Source organism: Pseudomonas sp. HN11, assembly GCF_021390155.1.
GTDB lineage: Bacteria > Pseudomonadota > Gammaproteobacteria > Pseudomonadales > Pseudomonadaceae > Aquipseudomonas.
Genome location: NZ_CP089985.1, coordinates 4,211,393 through 4,232,382, shown reverse-complemented (window position 1 = coordinate 4,232,382; position 20,990 = coordinate 4,211,393). Strand labels below are relative to the sequence as shown.

Here is a 20,990-nt window from a genome sequence, read left to right as displayed (position 1 = left end):
GGTCTATAACCTGTCTTGAAGTAGGGGGCATTCTAGGCAGGCAACAACATGAGCAAAACTGAATTGATTTCACGGCAGCGTTAGCGCTCCTCATGATGGGGTGTAGGCCCGTTGCGCGGCGAGCGCCAAAACCAGCCCTTTTGTGTGCAAACCGGTCTACCATGCCTCCCCGGCAGTGGTTCCACGCGCTACCGATTTCTCTCTTGCAAGGTATCGCCCATGTCCATCGACCAAATCAGCCTGCCGAAAGGCGTCGGCCCTCACGCCACCAAGCTTCTCGACGCCATCACCGGCGCGTCCACCCACGAAGAACTCAACCGTGCGGGCGGGAAGGCGGAGGGTTTCGTCCTCGGGCTGGAAGCCAGCAAAGCCATCAAGAGCCAGATCGCCGAGTCGCTGTATGTGGCCTACGACGACGCAGCGAGTCATCGGGCGGGCGAGCTGAAGGGCTAGGCAGTCTTGTTGGGGGATGGACGATTCGGCCGCAGGTTCATGGCTCAGCGGGTCAGAGCTGATACAGCGCCCGAATCTCCTCCACCGCGCGCTCGCCGATCAACACGCACGGCGCCATGGTGTTGCCGCTGGTCACGTGCGGCATGATCGAGGCGTCGGCAATTCGCAGGCCCTGCACGCCGTAGACTTGCAGGCGGCTGTTAACCACTGACATCGAATCCCGGCCCATTTTGGCGGTACCGCATTGGTGCCAATAAGTCACGGCTGCATTGCGGGCGTAGCCTGCCAACGCCTGCGAGTCGAGCTTGCCCGGCAGGCATTCACCTTTGATCAGGCCCTTGAACGCGGGCTGTGCACCCAATTCCTGGACGAAGCGCAGGTTGTCCAGGGCGCAACGCAGGTCGTCCGGGTGCGCGAGGGTGTTGGGTTGGATGATCGGCGCGTCGTCCACGCGCGGGCCGGACAACGTCACGAGGCCACGGCTTTGTGGGTGGGCCAGGCCGGCGAACATGGTCCAGCCGTGGGCGGGGACGCCAAGGTGGGCGTTTTCGGCACTGGGTACCGGGAATTCAAGCTGGCAGTGGAACATGTCCGGCAGGCGCAGGGCGCTGTCGCTGCTCCAGTACAACGTGGCTTCGGAGCCGCCGTAGCCCAAAGGTTGTGGCGTGGCGTATTCGAAGATGGCGGCGAAGGACACGTGGTCCTGATGGTTCGCCCCGACGCCGGGCAGGTGCTGGCGAAGCGCGATGCCGTGGCGCCGCAATTCCTCCTCAGGCCCGATGCCAGACTGCATCAGCACCTTGGGCGTGTTGATTGCGCCGAGGGACAGGATCACTTCGTGGTCGGCCTGGTAGCGCTGGGTCTGCCCGTCGCGCAACGCTTCAACGCCCACCACCCGCTGGCCCTCGAACAGCAGCCGGCTCACCAGCGTGTCGGTCAGCACGGTGAGGTTGGGCCGTGGTCGCACATAGGCGCGGTAAATGGAGTGGCGTTTGCCGTCCTTGATGATCAAGTCGTTGATGGCCGCGCCGCCACGGCCTTCCATCATCAGGCCGTTGGGGCTTTCAAAGGTCGGGATGTCCATCGCGCGGGCGGCGTTGAGCAGGGCGTGGGCGATGGGCTGGGCCCCCGACGCCGGTTGAATGTGAACCGGGCCGTCGGTGCCGCGTCGGGTTGGGTCGCTGGCGCCCTGGTAGTGTTCGATGCGTTGGTACAGCTTGAGCACGGAGGCGTAATTCCAGGCCGGGTCGCCGCTTTCTGTGGCGAAGTCTTCCCAGTCGTTTTTGTGCCCTCGCGCCCACAGCATCACGTTGATGCTCGACCCGCCACCCAGGCCCCGGCCCATGCTCAGCGGGAGCTGTCGGTGGTTGATGTGCGGGTTGGCGGCCGCGGTGAAGTTCCAGTCGCGGTCAGTGCCCAGGTTCAGCGGCCAGTGGCCGGGCTGTTCGATGTCGGGGTGGTCGTCAGTGCCACCGGCTTCGATCAGCAGCACACGAACGTCGGGGTTTTCCGCCAGTCGGCCGGCGACCACAGAGCCGGATGCGCCGGCGCCACATACAATGAAGTCAAAATTATCGCTGGACATGAATCCGTTTCCATCCGCTTGATGCAATTAAAGTCAGGCACTTACTTTTTCGTGCGTTCTTGATAAGTGCCTGGCCCCTGGTGAGAATGCCGGGCGTTACTGGCTTTGCTGCACGGCCTGGATGATCACCTTGGCCACGTCGGCCGGGCGCGATTGTTGAGGCACATGGCTGGCCGGGATCTCAGTGACTTGGGCGCCGATTTTCTTGGCGAAGGCGCGCTGCAGGTCGGGCTGGATCATGCGGTCGTCACGGGCCACCACGTACCAGGACGGCTTGCCTTTCCAGGCGGCGACGCTGGTTTTGTCGTCAAAGGCCGAGGCGCGGATCGGGCCTTGGGTCGCGGCCATCACGGCGGTCTGCTCAGCTGACAGGTCCTGGGCGAAGCCGGTGGCCATGCCTTGCGCGGTCATGTAGAGAAAGCCGTTTTTATCAGCTGTAATGTCTTTGACGCCGGTCGGGGCGGGGTAGTCTTTGCCCAGGTCTTTGCTGGCCTGGCCGGCATCCGGTGCGAAGGCGGCAACGTAGACCAGGCTGCGCACTTTCTTGTCAGTGCCGGCCTCGCTGATCACGGTACCGCCCCAGGAGTGCCCGACCAGTACGACGTTGCCGTCCTGGTTGTTGAGCACGCGCTGGGTGGCGGCCACGTCGTCGGCCAGGGAGGTGAGCGGGTTTTGCACCACGGTCACCTTGATACCTTGGGTTTGCAGCAGCGGCACCACCTTGGCCCAGTCGGAACCGTCGGCAAAGGCACCGTGCACGATCACCACCGAGGGTTGGGCGGCGAAGCTGGCGCTGGCGAAAAGCGAAGTGGTCATGGCGAGTGCGAGGGCGATTGCTTTGGGCTTGAACATGGCGGTGTCTCCGGTTGGGGGTGACGCCAGTGTCGGCATTGCGGGGGCGCGCGGGTATCGGTCGTTTATCCGAGGCCGGCCAAATAATCTGAGCGGAGAGGCGTATGGGCGACACTGACTGCATCGAGGTGGACGGCGCAATCCTGGCGTTGTCCATGGTCGGCGACCTGAGCATGGGCCAGCCGTTTGGCCAGTCGCGCCGCACGGCACGCCTGGTGCACCTGCTGGGCCAGGCCTGCCACGGTGACGGCGAGCACATCGACATCGGCCGCCAGGTGGCGCTGCTGCGCTGGTCGGGGTGTACGGCCAATGCGGACGGTTTTACCGCGTTGCTCGGTGACGACGTGCAGGGCCGCAACGCGATGCTCAGCCAGACCCTCGACGCGGCGGGTGTGCGCGCCGTGGGCCAGGCGACGGGGTTGGCACAGGTGCATTGCGAGGTGTCCGGCGACATCGCGCGCACCTTGGGGCTCAATGCCGGCGTTGAGCGCGGCCTGCGCAATGTGTTCGAGCAGTTCGACGGCGGCGGCAGACCCTTTGGCCTGCGCCATCCACAGGTGCCGGAAGTGGTCTATTGGGTGGTGCTGGCGGGCGACTTGGAGATTCTGTCGCGGGTGCACGGCCTTGAGATGGCGTTGCAATGGATCGCAGGCCAGCGTGATCAACGGTATCCGGGTGCACTGATCGCCGAGCTGTCGCGGCACGCCGAGGACTGGCTGGAGCAACTGCGTTCAGTACCGGAGGGGTTGGCTTGTGTGCGCACAGAGCTACGTGAGGTGCCGTTGACCCTGGTGGGCGACGTGATCGACCTCAAGTTGCCCTGGCTCGCCGGGTATTCGCGGCGTTCGGCCGAATTGGTGCGCGTGGCGGCGGGCCTGTGCGGCCTGTCGCACACTACTACCCATCACCTGAGCCAGGCGGCATTGATTCACGGTATCGGCCGGGCGGCGGTGCCCAATCGCATCTGGAACACCCCCGGTGCGCTGCTGGACGACGACCTTGAACAGGCCCGTTTAGTGCCTTACTGGACGTCCCGCGTATGCGGCCAGATCCCCGCGCTCGCGGTGCCGGGGCAATTGGCAGCCCACGCCTATGAGCGGCTGGACGGCAGTGGGTACTTCCGCAGCCTCAGCGGCGATGCACTGACGGACGAGCACCGCTTGCTCACCGCCACACTGGCCTGGGAGGCCTTGCGCAGCGAGCGTCCGTGGCGGCCGGCGTTCAGCGAGGAGGGGGCTGAACGCGTGCTGTTGGATGAGGCGCAGCAGGGGCGCTTCGACACCCGCGCGTGCCAGGCGGTGATCGCTGCGGCGCGGGGCGAGCTGTCGGTCAAAGGCTGCAAGGCCAGCAATGGCCCGCTGACCGAGCGCGAAACCGAGATTTTGCAGCGCATCAGTAAAGGTGGCAGCAACAAGGAAGTGGCGCGCCAACTAGGCATCAGCCCGAGCACCGTACGCACCCACGTGGAAAGCGTATTTCGCAAATTGGAGTGCACGACGCGCGCGGCCGCCACGCTGAAGGCACTGACGCTGGGTTTGATTTAGGCGTGTCGGTCACGAAATCCTCTTATCGGTCGTGTAGGCTGGTGACACCTCAAGGAGTGCCCATGACATTGACCGTCGAAACCCTGCTCAACCTGGCCATGGCCAACCCCATCAATGCCGAAATCACCGCGCGCTTGCCTGACCTCGGCGTGGACCAATGTTTCCTCACGGCGGGCTGCCTGTTCCAGGCGGTGTGGAATCATCAGTCGAACCTACCTGCGGACCAGGGCGTCAAGGACTACGACGTTTTCTACTTTGATACGGACTTGTCCTACGAGGCCGAGGATAGGGTGATCCGGGTGGCCGAGCAGTTGTTCCTGGACCTGGGCGTGAATGTGGAAGTGAAGAACCAGGCGCGGGTTCATCTTTGGTATGGCGAGCGCTTTGGTCGACCTTATCCGCAGTTGCACACGGCCAAGCAGGGGATTGACCGGTATCTGGTGGCGGGCACCTGCATCGGCCTGGAGATTGCCACCGGTGAGTGGTACGCGCCGTATGGGTTGGAAGACATCGCACAGGGCGTATTGCGCATCAACCCGCTGCATCCGGAGCCAGCGTTGTTTGCGCAGAAGGCCAGGAGTTATCAGGCGCGCTGGCCTTGGCTGCGGATCGTGGAGCCGGGTTCAGCCCAGTAAGCCTCCCAGTACGCCGCAGCCGGCCACCACCAGCCAGGGTGGCAAGCGCCATACCATCAGTGCTGTCAGGGCGATCACTGTCAGGCTGAAGTCCAGCACGGTGAAAATCGCGCTGGTCCACACCGGCTGGTACAACGCCGCCAGCAATAGCCCCACTACCGCGGCATTCACCCCGGCCAGCGCAGCCTGGGTGCGTGGACTGCGGCGCAAGCTGGCCCAGAAGGGCAGGGCGCCGAAGACCAGCAGAAACGACGGTGCAAAGATCGCCAGGAGGCTGACCGTGCCGCCCAGCCAGCCGGTCGGGGCGTGGTTCATCGAGGCGCCGAGGAAGGCGGCGAAGGTGAACAGCGGGCCAGGTACGGCTTGGGTGGCGCCGTAGCCGGCGAGGAAAACGTCGTTGCTTACCCACTGCGGTGCCACCACATCGGCTTGCAGCAGGGGCAACACCACGTGACCGCCGCCGAATACCAGTGAGCCAGTGCGATAAAAGGCATCCACCAAGGCCAGGGTGGGATTGGGCAGCCAGTTGACCAGGACCGGCAAGCCCACCAACCCAATCACAAACAGCCCCAGCCATAGGGCGCCTGCGCGGCGGTTGATAGCGATTGGCAGCGCGTCATGCTCGGCACTGGGTTTGAGCTTGAACAGCAACAGGCCGGCCACGCCTGCTGCGATGATCACACCGACCTGGCCCCAGGCAGACGGCTCCAGCAGTGCCACGCTCGCCGCAATCAACATCAGCGTGAAACGCGCCACGCCCCGGCACAAGTTGCGTGCCATACCCCAAACCGCCTGGGCCACCACGGCCACGGCGACGACTTTGAGGCCATGCAACGCACCGGTGGGGATTACGGCACCGTAGTGCGCAAGACCCAGAGCGAACAGGATCAGCGCAATGGCCGATGGCAACGTGAAACCGGCCCAGGCCGCAGCGGCACCGCCGTAACCCGCGCGGGACAGGCCCAGGGCGATGCCGACCTGGCTGCTGGCCGGGCCCGGAAGAAATTGGCACAACGCAACCAGTTCGGCGTAACTGCGTTCGCTCAGCCAGCGTCGCCGTGTGACGAACTCCTCCCTGAAATAGCCGAGGTGCGCAATCGGGCCGCCGAAGGAGGTGAGGCCCAATCGCAGGAAGATCAGGAACACCTTCCAAGGATGGGTAGAGGGGTGAGCCAAAGTGAGGTCTCGCTCATGACAAATCGGGCTAAGGTGTGCGAGCACCTTAGCGAAATTTGATGACGTGAAGAAGCGACGTCGGTTTGCCCGATGTGCCGCTTTGATTGAATTTTTGCTCGCGCGCTTGAGTCATTTAAGCAGGCACGGAAAAAGCCGGCCCTTCACAACCGCTGACTACAGCCAAGGACAGACGATGACTTTCTTTATTTTTCTGCTGGCCTGTGCCGCCGCCGCGAGCACCGGCGTGATCTTCAAGCCCGGTGCCTGGTACGAATCCCTGGTCAAGCCCAGCTTCACCCCGCCCAATTGGTTGTTCCCGGTGGCGTGGACGATCATCTACCTGTTGCTGGCCTGGGCCGGTTATCGCCTCAGCCTTATCCCAGGCAGCCAAAGGGTGCTGGCCTTGTGGGCGGCACAGATTGCGTTGAACACGCTGTGGACGCCGGTGTTCTTCGGTGCCCATCGCATTCTCGCCGGGATGGTGATTATCACGATGCTGTGGGTCACGGTGGCGGCGATGGTGGTGTTGGCGGTGCGTCTGGATCTGATCACTGGCTTGATTCTGTTCCCCTACCTGGCGTGGTTGTGTGTGGCGGCGGCGTTGAACTTCTCGATCCTGCGGAACAACCGCTGATGGCTGTCAACGCGTGGCCTGCCAGTGAGCCGGAACTGGCCGAGATGCGTCGCTTCAATCAAAAGCTTGCCTGGCTGCCGCGCTTCAAGATCCGCAATCGGATCACGCCGCGTTTGATCCAGGCGCTGTTGCGGGTCAGTCAAAAGATCAAGCAATCCCCTGTGGCTGAAACCCGCTGCGTCGACACCGTCCCCTTGCGCATCCTGCGCCCAAGCGGCAAGCCCAAGGGCGTGGTGTTGGACATCCATGGCGGTGGCTGGGTGATCGGCAATGCACAGATGGATGACGACCTCAACCTGGGTATGGTCAATGCCTGTGACGTGACGGTGGTGTCGGTGGATTATCGGCTGGCGGTCGACACGCCGGTCCAAGGGCTGATGGACGACTGCCTGGCGGCGGCGCGCTGGCTGCTCACCACCGATGAGTTTGCCGACCTGTCGGTGTTTGTTGTCGGTGAATCGGCCGGTGGGCATCTGGCGGCGGCCACCTTGCTGGCGCTGAAGCAATGGCCAGCGCTGCTCCAGCGGGTGAGCGGGGCGGTATTGTATTACGGCGTCTACGACTTGGCCGGCACACCCAGCGTTCGCGCGGCGGGGCCGGACACGTTGCTGCTGGACGGGCCGGGCATGGTCGAGGCGCTGCGTATGCTCACGCCGGGCTTGAGCGATGACGAACGTCGGCAGCCACCGTTGTCACCGCTGTATGGCGACTTCGAAGGCTTACCCCCGGCGCTGATGTTCGTGGGTGAGCTTGATCCGTTGAAGGATGACACGCGGTTGATCGCGCAGCGGTGGCCGGGAGCTGAAGCGCATTTGTTGCCGGAGGCGGCTCATGGGTTTATTCATTTTCCGGTGGCGATGAGGGCGAATGTGCTTGCCTACAGCCGCAAGTGGATAAACCAGCGAGTCGATTGGGAAGTACTCAATCTTCCAGCGTCCGAGTAATCTCGCGCTTTTCAATACAACCCCCAGGAAAAAATGTGCCTGTTAACGCATTGATCTTACGCCCGGCGATTGTCACCGACCTCCCGGCCATCTACCGAGGGGAGCTGGCCTATATCCAGCAATGGGAACCCGCCCACGAAGCCGGATGGCGCTCGCATGTGGAGCACAACCTCGCGCTGTGGGTGGACAATTTTGAGCGGTTGACGGTCGCAATGCTGGACGGTCAATTCGTCGGTTACTCGTTATGGAAACCCGAGGACAGTTTCGCCGAGCTTTACACGATCAATGTCCGCGAAGCTTACCGGCGCAAGGGGATTGGGCGGGCGTTACTGGACGCCTACGTAGTTGCGGCGCAGGGGAGTGACTGCACCCACCTGAGTTTGAGCGTGCGCCCCGACAACCCAGCCCGACTGATGTATGAACGTGGAGGGTTTATCAACGTGGGGACAGGCGCCCATGGCTATCTTCGCTATGAGCGCGCAAATGGAAAGGGAACTTAAAACTTGATCAACTGGTCAGGTTGAACAGTTGCTCCTCTCCAAACAAGGACTCCCCTCATGCGCGAATACACCCTCAACTACTTGTTCAACGATGAACCCCGCACCCATGTGTTCGAACTCAAGCAAGCCCATCTACCCGTGCATGAAGCAGCGTTGCATTTGCTGCAGCTGCATTTTGGCGACGCCGAGAATGGCTTGATCCTGCCCCCAGCGGATGCGAGCCCGGATGAAATTCTGGAGCAGGCGCAGGTGGTGGGGATTACGCAGATAGTCGTTGCATGAGTTCAAGCCCGATCATTCAGGCGGTCACGGCGGCGGATATCCCTGAGGTAGTGAGATTCGTGCTGCACGCCCGTGCCGAGCTTTTCCCCAAGCTCAGCGCGACGGGGGTGCCGGTGGACCTGGCGCAGTTCGAGGCGATCTATCTGCAGGGCGATGGGCAATTTCTGCTTGCCCGCGATGAGGGCCAGATTGTCGCTGCCATCGGCTATCTGCCCTATGACGGGCGCTTCCCGCAGTTGAATTACCAGGGCCGCAAGACGGTGGAGGTGGTGCGTTTGTTTGTGCTGCCGACGTTTCGCCGCTTTGGCTTGGCGGGCGAATTGTACCGTGCGCTGGAGGCGATGGCGCGGGCAGACGGAGTTGAGGTGATGTACCTGCACACCCACCCGTTTTTGCCGGGAGCGATTGATTTTTGGGCTAGGCAGGGTTTTGAGGTGGTGGACGTGGACGCGGACCCTGTGTGGCAGACCACGCATATGCAGCGTTTCCTGTAGATCTTCGTGGCAAGCCCGCTCGCCACAATTAGATCGGGCGCAACCGCAATATCTGCGCCCCGTCGAACGGGTCGGTGAGGTAATGCGCCTGCACCCCAAAGGTTTCCTGTAACCGCTGCGGTGTGAGGACCTCCAGTGGTTTGCCCAGGGCGACCAGGCGACCACGATCCAGCACTGCCAGCCGATCACAGGTCAACGCCTGATTCAGGTCATGCAGGGCAATCAAGGTAGTCACGGGCAACGCTTGCACACCCTTCAAAATGCCAAGTTGATGCTGGATATCCAAATGATTGGTCGGCTCATCCAGCAACAGAATCTGCGGCCTTTGCGCCAACGCCCGGGCGATGTGCACGCGTTGGCGCTCACCCCCGGAGAGGCTGCGCCAGGCGCGGTGGCTCAGGTGGGCGGCGTCAACGTCGTGCAGGGCCTGATTGACGATGGCGTCGTCTTCGCTCGACCACGGGCTCAGCGCTGACAGCCACGGTGTACGGCCCAGCGCCACGGCGTCGAACACGCGGATGGCGTCGTCGGTGTCGGCCTGCTGTTCCACCACGGCCAGTTGTTGTGCGACAGCGCGGCGCGACAATTTGCACAGGCGTTGGCCGCCCAGCAACACGTCGCCGGACGCCGGTGTACACAGGCCGGCGAGCAGCTTGAGCAAGGTGGACTTGCCGGAGCCGTTCGGCCCGATAATTCCCAGGGTTTCACCCTGCTGAACGTCCAGGTGAATATCGCGCAGCAACTCGACCTCGCGTACCTTGAAGCCTAATCCCGTGCAGCTCAGTACCGTCAACGCGCATTCCTCCGGCCAATGAGGATCAGCGCAAACACCGGCGCGCCGACCAGCGCCGTGACCACGCCAACCGGAATCACCTGGCCCTTGATCAGCGTGCGCGACAGTACATCCGCCGCAATCAGGAACAACGCGCCGCCCAATGCACTGGCCGGCAGCAAGCGCGAATGCCCTGTGCCGAGCAGCAGGCGCACGGCGTGGGGAATCACCAACCCCACAAAACCGATGGAGCCGACAATCGACACCATCACCGCCGTCACCAGCGCCGCGCAGCCGACTAACATAAACTGCACCCGGCGCACCGGAATACCCAAGGATGCTGCCGAGTCGCTGCCAAAGGTAAACGCATCCAGCGCACGACGATGCCACAGGCACACTGCCAACCCCAAGACCGCCACCGGCACCGCAAGCCACACCGAAGGCCAGCGCACGCCGCTGAGGTTACCCAGCAGCCAGAACATGATGCCGCGCGCCTGTTCGGAGCTGGCGGATTTGGTGATCAGGAACGCGGTGAGCGCATTGAACAGCTGTGACCCGGCAATCCCCGCAAGGATGATCTGGCCGGTGCCGCTGGAAGAGCCGCTGGCGCGTGCCAGCAGGATCACCAGGGCAAACGCGGCCATGGCGCCGACAAACGCGCCGGCCGACAACGAAATCAACCCGCCGCCCACGCCCATCAACGCCACCAGCACCGCGCCGGTCGAGGCACCGGCGCTGATGCCGAGCAAGTACGGATCGGCCAATGGGTTGCGCAACAGCGATTGCAGGATCACCCCGCACGTTGCCAGCCCGGCGCCACACGCAGCGGCGACCAGGGCGCGGGTGAGGCGGTAGTTCCATACCACGCCTTCGTCGATGGGATCGAGCACATAACCGGCGGCCCACAGTTTGTTGGCCAGCACCTGGAGCACGATCTGCGGCGAAATAGCGGTTTCACCGATGGCCACGCCTGCCAGTACAGCGGCCAAAAGCAGGGCCAGGGCGAGTAGGGTGCGAGTCATTTTGGCAGGTCGTAGCCGTCGATGGCGGCCGCCAGTTGTGCAAGGCCGTCAAACGTGCGAATGCTTGCCTGCAACGCCATGGCATCCAAGATGATGATGCGGTTGTTCTTTACCGCGTCCATGTTGCGCGTGACCGGGTCGCTGCGCAAAAAGGCCAGTTTCTTTTCATGGTCGTCGGCCGGGTAGCGGCGACGGTCCATGCGCGCGATTACCAGAAAGGTCGGGTTGGCCTTGGCGAGGGTTTCCCAGCCGACGGCGGGCCACTCTTCATCGGACTGCACCACGTTGTGCAGGCCGAGGGTCTCCAGCATTAATTCCGGAACGCCCTTGTGGCCGGCCACGTAAGGGTCGCTGGCCATTTCCGAACTGGAGAACCACACCAGCGCGCTGGCTTGCTTGAGGCCTTTGCTCTGCACAGTGGCGACGGACTTGGCCAAGCGCGCCTTGAGTTCGTCATTCAGTTGTTGGCCGCGCGCCTGTACATCGAAAATCTCGGCCAGTTGGCTGATGCTTTTATAAATGGTGTTGATGCGGAACGGCTCCAGCCGCGTGCCGTCGGCGCCCACCAGGTTGTCCTTGCCTTCGCAGTCGGAGGGCAGCAGGTAGGTGGGGATTTTAAGTTCATGGAATTGTTCGCGGGTGCCGACCACGCCCTGGGGGCCGACCACCCATTCCAACTCGGCGGCCACCAGTTGCGGGCGCTTGGCGATCACCGCCTCGAAGCTCGGCTCGTTGTTGGCCAGGCGTTCGATGCTGTCGTTCTGCGCTTTGTACTGTGGCAGTACGCTGTTGAACCACAGCGAGGTGCCGACCACTTTGTCGCCCACGCCCAGGGCATACAGCATCTCGGTGGCGGCCTGGCCGATGGTCACGCTGCGGGCCGGGGCTTGCTCAAAGGTGAGGCGGCTGCCGCAGTTTTCCACGGTCAGCGGGTAGTGAGTGGGCGCGGCCTGGGCCAGGGCGCAGAAGCCCAGGCCGGTGAGCAGGGCGGTAACGCGTGGCAGCATGGGGCAATCTCCGAGTGAACCGTGTGTGTCATTCGGAAATTCACCCTTGAGCGCTGCGATAGAGACAGGCAAGAATGTCCTTCCCGGACACCCCGCCGGTTGGTAGTTGAGCATGGGCCGGCAGGTCTCCTGACTGATGCGTCGTCGCCAGGCTCCGGCCTTCCCGGACAAGGTCCAGTGGCATCAAGGAGCAGGCTCAGCACCTACAGTTGCGGGGGCAGTTCCGATTGGCGCGGGGGTACCGCGCTTCGGATTCCCTATTAGTCCCGTTTGGGAACCGGCGCGGTATGGTAGTTGATTAGGGCGGGGCGATATAGCCCGAGGCACGCCCGCTCAGAGACGAATGTCCTCAGGACCTTGTATCAGCGCTTCAATCCGCGTGCCGGTGGCGCGTTCTTCGTTGCTGAAACCGTCGTAGTCGGCCAGGTTGGCGAAGCGGATGCCGGTCAGGCGCTCAATCTGGATCACGCTGCGCTGGTAGGTCCTGAGTTGGCCGAACACCAGGTCGAGTTGGCCCAGTTCGCGGCTCTGGTCAATCATGTAGGCACTGGCCGAAGGCTTGCCGTCGTCGCCGAGGTAGGCGACGACTTTCCAGAAGGCCTTGGGGATCTGCACGCCTCGATATACCCGGTCGTCGTCGGCGAACACCGGGCCGGTAAATACCGTGGCGCGGGCTTTCCAGCGTTGGGTGTTGTCGAGAATGTAGTCTTCGAGCTCCAGCCAGGTCTTCTGGTTGAAGCCACTCATCTGCGGCGAGCAGTTGGTGAAATGAAAGGTGTCGAGGTTGGCGGTTTGTGCCGAGTCGCCCCAGTTGGGGTCTTGGCGGCGGACCAGATGGCCGCGATCCAAGCCATTGCTGGCATACAGCGCTTCACCCACCTGCGCATCGACGGGCAGGCGGCCGTCATAGGCCCAGGTATCGTTGCTGCGGATGATGTCCACGTGCTGTCCGCCGTCGATGTTGACGCCCACATACAGCGCAAGCCTTTTGGCGCGTGACATCGTTATCGAGAAGTGCGTGTAGTCCAGGCGCTTCTGTGCATCATCGGCCAAGGTCTCTTCAACCGTGGGCCAGGGCACCCCGAAGCTGCCGAGAAAGTCCTCGGCGTAGCCGCTTCGGTCCTTCAAGTCTTTGGCCGGGGTAACACGGGGTTTCGCGGCTCGCGCTTCCAGCAATGTGGGACTCGGTGCGATCAACGGGCGCAGATCGGCGAGCCTTGGGCGGTACGAAAGGTCGATTTTGGCTTTACGTGCGGGCATCGGTCAGTCCTCCTTGGATAAACACGACTGCAACATAGGTTAATGACAATTGATGACACGCGTTAACCCCACGGGGCTATCCTGAATCGATTACCCGGACGTTGTCATTTGCCAAATGGAGCCAGCCAATGTGTGTTCGCCAGCAGCATCGCAATCCGATTTTCTGCCTGATCCCACCCTATATGCTCGACCAGATCGCGCGCAACGGTAATAAAGCGCAACGGGATGTCGCATTGCGCACCCGCGCCAAGGACAGCACGTTCCGCTCACTGCGCCTGGTCGCGGTGCCCGCCAAAGGGCCGGCACATATGGCCCTGGCCGTGGGGGCCGACAAGCGCCGCTCGATCTACACCGCCGAGGGCTCCGACAGCCTGCCGGGTACGCTGGTGCGTGGCGAGGGGCAGCCCGCCAGTGGTGATGCGGCGGTGGACGAGGCCTACGATGGCTTGGGCGCCACGTTCGATTTTTTCGACCAGGTCTTTGATCGCAACTCCATCGACGACGCGGGCATGGCGCTGGATGCCACGGTGCATTTTGGCCAGAACTATAACAATGCGTTCTGGAACTCGGCACAGATGGTGTTCGGCGACGGGGACGCGCAGTTGTTCAACCGCTTTACGGTGGCCCTCGACGTGATCGGCCATGAGTTGGCCCACGGCGTCACCGAGGATGAGGCCAAGCTGATGTATTTCAACCAGTCCGGGGCGTTGAACGAGTCGCTGTCGGACGTGTTCGGCTCGCTGATCAAGCAATATGCCTTGAAGCAAAGCGTGCAAGACGCTGATTGGCTGATCGGCAAAGGGCTGTTCACCAAGAAGATCAAAGGCACCGCCCTGCGTTCGATGAAAGCCCCCGGCACCGCGTTTGACGACGAACTGTTGGGCAAGGACCCCCAGCCCGGGCACATGGATGATTTTGTGCAAACCTACGAGGACAATGGCGGGGTGCATATCAACTCCGGCATTCCCAACCACGCGTTCTACCAGGTGGCGACCAAGCTGGGCGGGTTCGCCTGGGAGCGCGCCGGGCGTATCTGGTATGACGCGCTGCGTGATGCGCGGCTGCGGCCCAACTCGGGGTTCCTGCGTTTTGCGCGCATTACCTACGATGTCGCCGGTCGGCTTTACGGTGCGAACAAGGATGAACAGAAGGCGGTCAAGGACGGTTGGAAGGCGGTCGGCATTTCGGTCTGACGTGAGGAACAGCCATGCAAATTTCGATCAAGGAAAACGGCGGGCCCGGTTATTTTCCGGGTTTGGCCAAGCCACAGACGGTGGAGCTGGAGGCGCTGCCGGAGCAGGACCAGCAGGAGCTGCGGCGGCTTGTCGAGGCTTGCGACTTCTTTCAATTGCCGCAAAGCCATGCACCTGCGCCCGGTAAACCTGGCCAGGTGCATTACACCCTGACGGTGAAGGAGGACGAGCGCGAGCACACTGTTTGCGTGCTCGCGCCGGTGAAGTCCCAGGCGTTGGATGGGTTGGTGCAGTGTGTGCGTCGGCATGTCCGCTGCTGAGACAAACCAGTCACGCCGTCTGGGCCGGCTTACTTGCGGTCCAGCCACACCGTCTGGGCGTTGCAGAATTCCCGCACGCCGAAGTGCGACAACTCACGGCCGAAGCCACTCTTCTTGATCCCGCCAAACGCCACCCGAGGGTCGGAAACGCTGAAGGCGTTGACGAAGATGCCACCGGTTTCCAGCTGATTGGCGATATCCCGTGCTTTCGCCGGGTCGGTGGTGAAGATGCTGGCGGTGAGGCCGAACTCGCTGTCATTCGCCAGGGCCACTGCATGGTCGGCGTCGCGGGCGGTGATGATCGAGGCGACTGGGCCGAACAGTTCCTGTCTGAATGAGGTCATCTGGTCGGTGACGTTGGCCAGTACGGTCGGCGCGTAGTAATTACCGGCGCCGGGTACTTTATTGCCGCCCAGCAGCAGGGTCGCCCCTTCTTCCAGGGTGGCCTGGACTTGGCCGTGCAGCTCGTCGCGAAGGTCGAAGCGGGCCATCGGGCCGATGTAGGTGGTGGTCGCGGTCGGATCGCCCATGACCATGGCGCGGCTGGCCTCCAGGAATTTAGCGGTGAAAGCGTCCACGACACCTTCTTCGATGATCAGGCGCTTGGCCGCAGCGCAGACTTGGCCGCTGTTCTGGAAGCGGCCGATCAGCGCGGCTTGCACGGCGGCGTCGAGATCGGCGTCGTTGAGCACGATGAACGGGTCGGAGCCCCCCAATTCAAGTACGCATTTTTTCAGCGCGGCGCCGGCCTGGGAGCCGATGGCGATACCCGCTCGCACGCTGCCGGTAAGCGTGACGGCGGCGATGCGAGGGTCGGCGATGGCTTTGGACACGCCGTCGTTGGTCACGTTGACCACTTCAAACAGGCCTTCGGCGAACCCGGCCTTCTGGAACGCCTGCTGGATTAGATAAGCGCTGCCCATCACGTTCGGCGCGTGTTTGAGCACGTAGGTGTTACCGGCCAGCATGGTCGGCACGGCGCCGCGCAGCACTTGCCACACCGGGAAGTTCCACGGCATCACGGCGAAGATCGGGCCCAGCGGACGGTATTCGATCCGCGCGCTGCCATTGTCCACCCGTGTCGGTTCCGGGGCGAGCATGGCTGGGCCGTGGGCGGCGTACCATTCGCTGAGTTGCGCGCATTTTTCGATTTCGGCACGGGCCTGGGCGATGGGTTTGCCCATCTCCAGGGTGATCATCTGCGCCATGTCTTCGGCTTGCTCGCGCAGGGCGCTGGCCAGGCTCAGCAGCAACTCGGCGCGCTGGCTGACCGGTTGGCGGCGCCAGGTACGGAAGGCGAGGGTGGAGCGGTCAAGGGCGGCGTCCAGTTGCTGCGCGGTTTCATACGGATAGCTGCCAACCGTTTCGCCGTTGGCCGGGTTGATCGAGAGAGCGTGGGTAGTCGCGTTCATGGCACCGTCCTGCTGAATGAATAAGTTGAGTTCAGCGTACGGGGCTATCTCTTTTCTGGAAACTGAATAATATTAAGCAATACGTTCACGATTGGAGAATGATTTGGACCTGGTGCAGCTGGAAATCTTCAAGGCTGTTGCCGAGCAAGGCAGCATCAGCGCCGCCGCGCAGTTGATTCATCGCGTGCCATCGAACCTGACCACGCGCATCAAACAACTGGAGCAGGACCTGGGCGTGGAATTGTTTATCCGCGAGAAAAGCCGCCTGCGCCTGTCACCGGCTGGGTGGAATTTCCTGGGCTATGCGCGACGTATTCTCGATCTGGTGCAAGAGGCCCGTGCCACGGTGGCAGGGGAGGAGCCCCAAGGGGCGTTTGCCCTGGGTTCGCTGGAGAGCACGGCGGCGGTGCGCATCCCGGCGTTGCTGGCGGCGTATAACCAGAAACACACCAAGGTTGAGCTGGACCTGAGTACCGGACCCTCCGGCACCATGATCGAAGGCGTGCTGTCCGGGCGGCTGACGGCGGCGTTTGTCGACGGCCCGCTGCTACACGCAACCCTGGAGGGCGTAGCGGTGTTTGAGGAGGAGATGGTGGTGATTGCGCCGCTGCATCACGCGCCGATCACCCGAGGGCAGGACGTGAATGGCGAGAATATCTACACCTTTCGCTCGAACTGCTCGTACCGCCATCACTTTGAACGCTGGTTTTCACAGGACGGCGCGGTGCCGGGCAAGATCTTCGAGATCGAGTCCTATCACGGCATGCTTGCCTGCGTCAGCGCCGGCGCGGGCCTGGCGTTGATGCCGCGCAGCATGCTCGACAGCATGCCCGGGTCGGCGGCTGTGAGTGTGTGGCCGCTGACAGACAACTTCCGGATCCTGCACACCTGGCTGATCTGGCGGCGGGGGACGGTGTCGCAGAGTTTGAACAGCTTTGTACGGCTACTGGAGCAATGCCATTTGGTAACGCCATAGATCCATTTTGATTTCTATCATCCGCCGAATTGCAGGGTGCCCATGGCCAGTTTTGCCATCAGTGCGGTCGCGCCCAGTTGCACCAGCCACAGTGCCAATCCACCGAGAAACACACCCAGCGCCACCTGCAACACCAAGCTTTTCTGGCGCTTGGCTTGCGGTGCACGCGGGGTGAAGTCATCCCGTTCATCGCGGTCGGCGCGCAGGTCCAAGTCATCGTTTCTCATAAGATTCTCACAGCAAAGGGGCGATCAAGGTTCAGTCTAGGGGTTGGATACGAAAAAGGGGAAGCCACCGGCTTCCCCTTCTGGTGCAACGGCTGCAGATTTATAGCACCTGAACGATTGCCTTTGTGACTGCATCAATGTTCGACTGGTTCAACGCGGCCACGCAGATACGGCCAGTGTCGAGTGCGTAGATACCAAACTCGCTGCGCAAGCGGGTGACTTGCTCAACGGTCAAGCCGGAGTAGGAGAACATCCCACGCTGACGACCGACAAAGCTGAAGTCGTGGCCCGGAGCAGCCTTGGCCAGTTCGGCCACCATCTGCTCGCGCATGCCACGGATGCGCAGGCGCATCTCGGCCAGTTCGGCTTCCCACTGGGCGCGCAGCTCAGGGTTGTTCAGGACCGCTGCAACGATCGCCGCGCCGTGGGTCGGCGGGTTTGAGTAGTTGGTGCGGATCACGCGTTTGACCTGGGACAGGATGCGCGCGCTTTCTTCTTTGGAATCGCCGACGATGGACAGCGCGCCCACGCGTTCGCCGTACAGGGAGAACGACTTGGAGAACGAGCTGGACACAAAGAAGGTCAGGCCCGATTCAGCGAACAGGCGCACGGCGGCGGCGTCTTCGTGGATGCCGTCGCCAAAGCCCTGGTAGGCCATGTCGAGGAACGGCACCAGGTTCTTGGCCTTGATCACGTCCAGCACGTTCTGCCAGTCGGCCGGGCTCAGGTCGACGCCGGTCGGGTTGTGACAGCAGGCATGCAGCACCACGATGGACTGGGGCGGCAGGGCGTTGAGGTCTTCGAGCAGGCCGGCACGGTTTACGTCATGGGTGGCGGCGTCGTAGTAGCGGTAGTTCTGCACCGGGAAACCGGCGGTTTCGAACAGGGCGCGGTGGTTTTCCCAGCTTGGGTCGCTGATGGCGACGACGGCGTCGGGCAGCAGCTGCTTGAGGAAGTCAGCACCCAGCTTCAGGGCGCCGGTGCCGCCTACCGCTTGCACGGTGGTGACGCGGCCAGCGTTCAGCAGTGGGGATTCAGCACCGAACAACAGGGTTTGCACAGCCTTGTCGTAGGCTGCGATGCCGTCGATCGGCAAGTAGCCACGGGCGGCGTGTTGCGCCACACGAATGGCTTCCGCTTCGGCAACGGCACGCAAGAGTGGAATCTTCCCCTCCTCGTTGCAGTAAACGCCCACGCCAAGGTTGACCTTGGTGGTTCGTGTGTCGGCGTTGAATGCTTCGTTGAGGCCCAGGATAGGATCGCGTGGTGCCATTTCGACAGCGGAGAACAGGCTCATTTTTGCGGCAGCTCTATGGGGGGGTAGGAGGGACGTGTCGCGCTCCAGCCGAATGCACTAGAGCGGTGCACAAACGGGGAGCTAGTATAGAGGCCATCATCGCCTGAGGCGACAGCCGAAACGGCTTTTCGGCCAAGTTTTTCGGTTTATTTGCTGACCGTTAGTCTTATTGCAACATTGATCGATAAGGGCCCGTAGGACGATTGCCTTGAAACCCGTCACATTCGCCACCACTTCTATGTCTATCATGGTTTTTTCCTACTATCCGCTCTAATTTTTCGCGGGTGGCAGTCTATTTCGTCCTCGACGGGTTTACAGTCCGGGGGTGACTACACGAGGTACGTTATGTCGGATTTCCAACTCGTCACCCGCTTTGAACCCGCCGGCGATCAGCCGGAAGCCATTCGCCAGATGGTGGAGGGCATCGAAGCCGGCCTTGCCCATCAGACGCTGCTCGGGGTGACCGGGTCGGGCAAGACCTTCAGCATTGCCAACGTGATCGCACAGATCAACCGTCCTACCCTGGTGCTGGCACCGAACAAGACCCTGGCCGCGCAGCTGTATGGCGAGTTCAAGGCGTTCTTCCCGAACAATGCGGTGGAGTACTTCGTTTCCTACTACGACTACTACCAGCCCGAAGCCTACGTGCCGTCCTCCGACACCTTTATCGAGAAGGATGCGTCGATCAACGACCACATCGAGCAGATGCGGCTGTCAGCGACCAAGGCCTTGCTGGAGCGCAAGGACGCAATCATCGTAACCACGGTGTCATGCATCTACGGTCTGGGCAGCCCGGAAACGTATCTGAAGATGGTGCTGCACGTCGATCGCGGCGACAAACTTGACCAGCGCGAGCTGCTGCGCCGTCTGACGAGCTTGCAGTACACCCGCAATGATATGGATTTTGCCCGCGCCACCTTCCGCGTGCGCGGCGATGTGATCGACATCTACCCGGCCGAATCCGACCTGGAAGCGATTCGCATCGAGCTGTTCGACGATGAAGTCGAGAGCCTGTCGGCCTTCGACCCATTGACCGGCGAGGTGATCCGCAAGCTGCCGCGCTTCACCTTTTATCCGAAAAGCCACTACGTGACCCCGCGTGAAACCCTGATGGGCGCCATCGAGGGCATCAAAACCGAATTAGCCGAGCGCCTGGAGTACCTGCGCTCCAACAACAAGCTGGTGGAGGCCCAGCGCCTGGAGCAGCGTACCCGCTTCGACCTGGAGATGATCCTGGAGCTGGGCTACTGCAACGGCATCGAAAACTACTCGCGCTATCTCTCGGGCCGTGAATCCGGCGCGCCGCCGCCGACGCTTTACGATTACCTGCCGCCTGACGCGCTGCTGGTGATCGACGAGTCCCACGTCAGCGTGCCGCAGGTCGGCGCGATGTATAAGGGCGACCGTTCGCGTAAGGAAACCCTGGTGGAGTACGGTTTCCGCCTGCCTTCGGCACTGGATAACCGGCCGATGCGCTTTGATGAGTGGGAAGCCATCAGCCCGCAGACTATCTTCGTGTCCGCTACGCCGGGTAACTATGAGGCTGAGCATGCAGGCCGCGTGATCGAGCAGTTGGTGCGGCCGACTGGGCTGGTCGACCCGGAAATCGAAATTCGCCCGGCGCTGACCCAGGTCGACGATTTGCTCTCGGAAATCACCAAGCGCGTGGCCCTGGAAGAGCGGGTTTTGGTGACCACGCTGACCAAGCGCATGTCCGAAGACTTGACCGACTACCTGGCTGACCACGGCGTGCGTGTGCGCTATCTGCACTCGGACATCGACACTGTGGAACGTGTGGAGATCATCCGCGACCTGCGCCTGGGCACCTTTGATGTGCTGGTGGGCATCAATCTGTTGCGTGAAGGCCTGGACATGCCGGAGGTGTCGTTGGTGGCGATCCTCGATGCGGACAAGGAGGGCTTCCTGCGCTCCGAGCGCTCACTGATCCAGACCATCGGCCGCGCCGCGCGTAACCTCAATGGCCGGGCGATTCTCTATGCGGACCGTATCACCGGCTCCATGGAGCGGGCGATTGGTGAAACTGAGCGCCGTCGTGACAAGCAGATTGCCTTTAACTTGGAGCATGGCATCACGCCTAAAGGCGTGTTCAAGGACATTGCCGACATCATGGAAGGCGCCACCGTGCCCGGCTCGCGCAGCAAGAAGCGCAAAGGGATGGCCAAGGCCGCCGAGGAAAGTGCCAAGTACGAGAACGAACTGCGCTCGCCGAGCGAGATCACCAAACGGATCCGGCAGTTGGAAGAGAAGATGTACCAGTTGGCGCGAGACCTGGAGTTTGAGGCCGCGGCGCAGACGCGGGATGAGATTGGCAAGTTGCGCGAGCGGTTGCTGGCTGTTTGATCTTGTAGGGACTGTGATGGCCTCTTCGCGAGCACCTCGGTCTG

22 protein-coding genes and 1 riboswitch are annotated in these 20,990 nt (G+C 62.3%); of the genes, 12 read left to right on the top strand and 10 right to left on the bottom strand.

Annotation, left to right across the window (positions count from 1 at the left end):
• Positions 1-219: 219 nt before the first annotated feature.
• A complete protein-coding gene (locus LVW35_RS19225; protein WP_100490160.1) occupies positions 220-453 on the top strand; it encodes a hypothetical protein in 234 nt (77 codons plus the stop codon).
• A gap of 52 nt (positions 454-505) precedes the next feature.
• On the opposite strand, the gene LVW35_RS19220 is transcribed toward LVW35_RS19225, so the two are convergent.
• Both LVW35_RS19220 and LVW35_RS19215 read right to left on the bottom strand, forming a co-directional pair.
• Positions 506-2,038, bottom strand: coding sequence for a GMC family oxidoreductase (locus tag LVW35_RS19220; protein WP_233891590.1), 1,533 nt, complete (start codon positions 2,036-2,038; stop codon positions 506-508).
• Positions 2,039-2,134: 96 nt separating this feature from the next.
• The gene (locus LVW35_RS19215; RefSeq protein WP_233891589.1) at positions 2,135-2,890 is read right to left on the bottom strand and encodes an alpha/beta hydrolase; all 756 of its coding nucleotides are present in this window, start codon (positions 2,888-2,890) and stop codon (positions 2,135-2,137) included.
• 104 nt (positions 2,891-2,994) lie between these two features.
• Between LVW35_RS19215 and LVW35_RS19210 the strand changes: the two genes are divergently transcribed.
• Together LVW35_RS19210 and LVW35_RS19205 are read left to right on the top strand one after the other, a co-directional pair.
• On the top strand, positions 2,995-4,434 hold the full coding sequence (locus LVW35_RS19210) for an HD domain-containing phosphohydrolase (RefSeq protein ID WP_233891588.1): 1,440 nt from the start codon (positions 2,995-2,997) through the stop codon (positions 4,432-4,434).
• 62 nt (positions 4,435-4,496) lie between these two features.
• Entirely contained in the window at positions 4,497-5,069 is a 573-nt protein-coding gene (locus LVW35_RS19205; protein ID WP_233891587.1) for a nucleotidyltransferase family protein, read from the top strand.
• Here LVW35_RS19205 and chrA read toward each other — a convergent pair.
• Entirely contained in the window at positions 5,058-6,245 is a 1,188-nt protein-coding gene (chrA, locus tag LVW35_RS19200) for a chromate efflux transporter (RefSeq protein ID WP_233891586.1), read from the bottom strand. The two genes, LVW35_RS19205 and chrA, sit on opposite strands and share 12 nt — an antisense overlap.
• A gap of 193 nt (positions 6,246-6,438) precedes the next feature.
• Here chrA and tspO point away from each other — a divergent pair, with 193 nt between their 5' ends.
• The 5 genes from tspO to LVW35_RS19175 are packed head-to-tail and all read left to right on the top strand — an operon-like array spanning position 6,439 to position 9,099.
• Positions 6,439-6,879 (top strand): tryptophan-rich sensory protein TspO, encoded by a 441-nt coding sequence (tspO, locus tag LVW35_RS19195; protein ID WP_233891585.1) that lies wholly within the window; start codon positions 6,439-6,441, stop codon positions 6,877-6,879.
• The gene (locus LVW35_RS19190) at positions 6,879-7,823 is read left to right on the top strand and encodes an alpha/beta hydrolase (RefSeq protein WP_233891584.1); all 945 of its coding nucleotides are present in this window, start codon (positions 6,879-6,881) and stop codon (positions 7,821-7,823) included. The genes tspO and LVW35_RS19190 overlap by 1 nt, the downstream gene beginning before the upstream one ends.
• 35 nt (positions 7,824-7,858) lie before the next feature.
• Positions 7,859-8,323 (top strand): GNAT family N-acetyltransferase, encoded by a 465-nt coding sequence (locus LVW35_RS19185; protein WP_233891583.1) that lies wholly within the window; start codon positions 7,859-7,861, stop codon positions 8,321-8,323.
• Positions 8,324-8,380: 57 nt separating this feature from the next.
• Complete coding sequence (locus LVW35_RS19180; protein WP_233891582.1) at positions 8,381-8,605, top strand: hypothetical protein; 225 nt, start codon at positions 8,381-8,383, stop codon at positions 8,603-8,605.
• The gene (locus tag LVW35_RS19175) at positions 8,602-9,099 is read left to right on the top strand and encodes a GNAT family N-acetyltransferase (protein ID WP_233891581.1); all 498 of its coding nucleotides are present in this window, start codon (positions 8,602-8,604) and stop codon (positions 9,097-9,099) included. The genes LVW35_RS19180 and LVW35_RS19175 overlap by 4 nt, the downstream gene beginning before the upstream one ends.
• A 28-nt stretch (positions 9,100-9,127) precedes the next feature.
• On the opposite strand, the gene LVW35_RS19170 is transcribed toward LVW35_RS19175, so the two are convergent.
• From LVW35_RS19170 to LVW35_RS19155, 4 genes are all read right to left on the bottom strand, one after another.
• Positions 9,128-9,892, bottom strand: coding sequence for an ABC transporter ATP-binding protein (locus tag LVW35_RS19170; protein ID WP_233891580.1), 765 nt, complete (start codon positions 9,890-9,892; stop codon positions 9,128-9,130).
• On the bottom strand, positions 9,889-10,893 hold the full coding sequence (locus LVW35_RS19165; protein WP_233891579.1) for a FecCD family ABC transporter permease: 1,005 nt from the start codon (positions 10,891-10,893) through the stop codon (positions 9,889-9,891). The genes LVW35_RS19170 and LVW35_RS19165 overlap by 4 nt, the downstream gene beginning before the upstream one ends.
• A complete protein-coding gene (locus tag LVW35_RS19160; protein WP_233891578.1) occupies positions 10,890-11,900 on the bottom strand; it encodes an ABC transporter substrate-binding protein in 1,011 nt (336 codons plus the stop codon). The genes LVW35_RS19165 and LVW35_RS19160 overlap by 4 nt, the downstream gene beginning before the upstream one ends.
• A 102-nt stretch (positions 11,901-12,002) precedes the next feature.
• Positions 12,003-12,197: riboswitch (cobalamin riboswitch) on the bottom strand.
• A gap of 36 nt (positions 12,198-12,233) precedes the next feature.
• Entirely contained in the window at positions 12,234-13,160 is a 927-nt protein-coding gene (locus LVW35_RS19155) for a DNA/RNA non-specific endonuclease (RefSeq protein ID WP_233891577.1), read from the bottom strand.
• A gap of 128 nt (positions 13,161-13,288) precedes the next feature.
• Between LVW35_RS19155 and LVW35_RS19150 the strand changes: the two genes are divergently transcribed.
• A complete protein-coding gene (locus LVW35_RS19150; protein WP_233891576.1) occupies positions 13,289-14,353 on the top strand; it encodes a M4 family metallopeptidase in 1,065 nt (354 codons plus the stop codon).
• Positions 14,354-14,367: 14 nt separating this feature from the next.
• Positions 14,368-14,673, top strand: coding sequence for a protealysin inhibitor emfourin (locus LVW35_RS19145; RefSeq protein WP_233891575.1), 306 nt, complete (start codon positions 14,368-14,370; stop codon positions 14,671-14,673).
• Positions 14,674-14,702: 29 nt separating this feature from the next.
• Here the strand turns inward: LVW35_RS19145 and LVW35_RS19140 are convergent, their stop codons facing one another.
• The gene (locus tag LVW35_RS19140; protein ID WP_233891574.1) at positions 14,703-16,085 is read right to left on the bottom strand and encodes an aldehyde dehydrogenase family protein; all 1,383 of its coding nucleotides are present in this window, start codon (positions 16,083-16,085) and stop codon (positions 14,703-14,705) included.
• Between the two features lie 103 nt (positions 16,086-16,188).
• On the opposite strand from LVW35_RS19140, the gene ptrR reads away from it, so the two are divergent.
• Entirely contained in the window at positions 16,189-17,061 is an 873-nt protein-coding gene (gene ptrR / locus LVW35_RS19135; RefSeq protein ID WP_233891573.1) for a putrescine utilization regulator PtrR, read from the top strand.
• 17 nt (positions 17,062-17,078) lie between these two features.
• Here the strand turns inward: ptrR and LVW35_RS19130 are convergent, their stop codons facing one another.
• Complete coding sequence (locus LVW35_RS19130; RefSeq protein WP_233891572.1) at positions 17,079-17,288, bottom strand: hypothetical protein; 210 nt, start codon at positions 17,286-17,288, stop codon at positions 17,079-17,081.
• A 100-nt stretch (positions 17,289-17,388) separates the two neighbouring features.
• Entirely contained in the window at positions 17,389-18,585 is a 1,197-nt protein-coding gene (locus tag LVW35_RS19125; protein ID WP_233891571.1) for an amino acid aminotransferase, read from the bottom strand.
• Positions 18,586-18,930: 345 nt separating this feature from the next.
• On the opposite strand from LVW35_RS19125, the gene uvrB reads away from it, so the two are divergent.
• Complete coding sequence (gene uvrB, locus LVW35_RS19120) at positions 18,931-20,946, top strand: excinuclease ABC subunit UvrB (RefSeq protein WP_233891570.1); 2,016 nt, start codon at positions 18,931-18,933, stop codon at positions 20,944-20,946.
• Positions 20,947-20,990 lie beyond the last annotated feature (44 nt).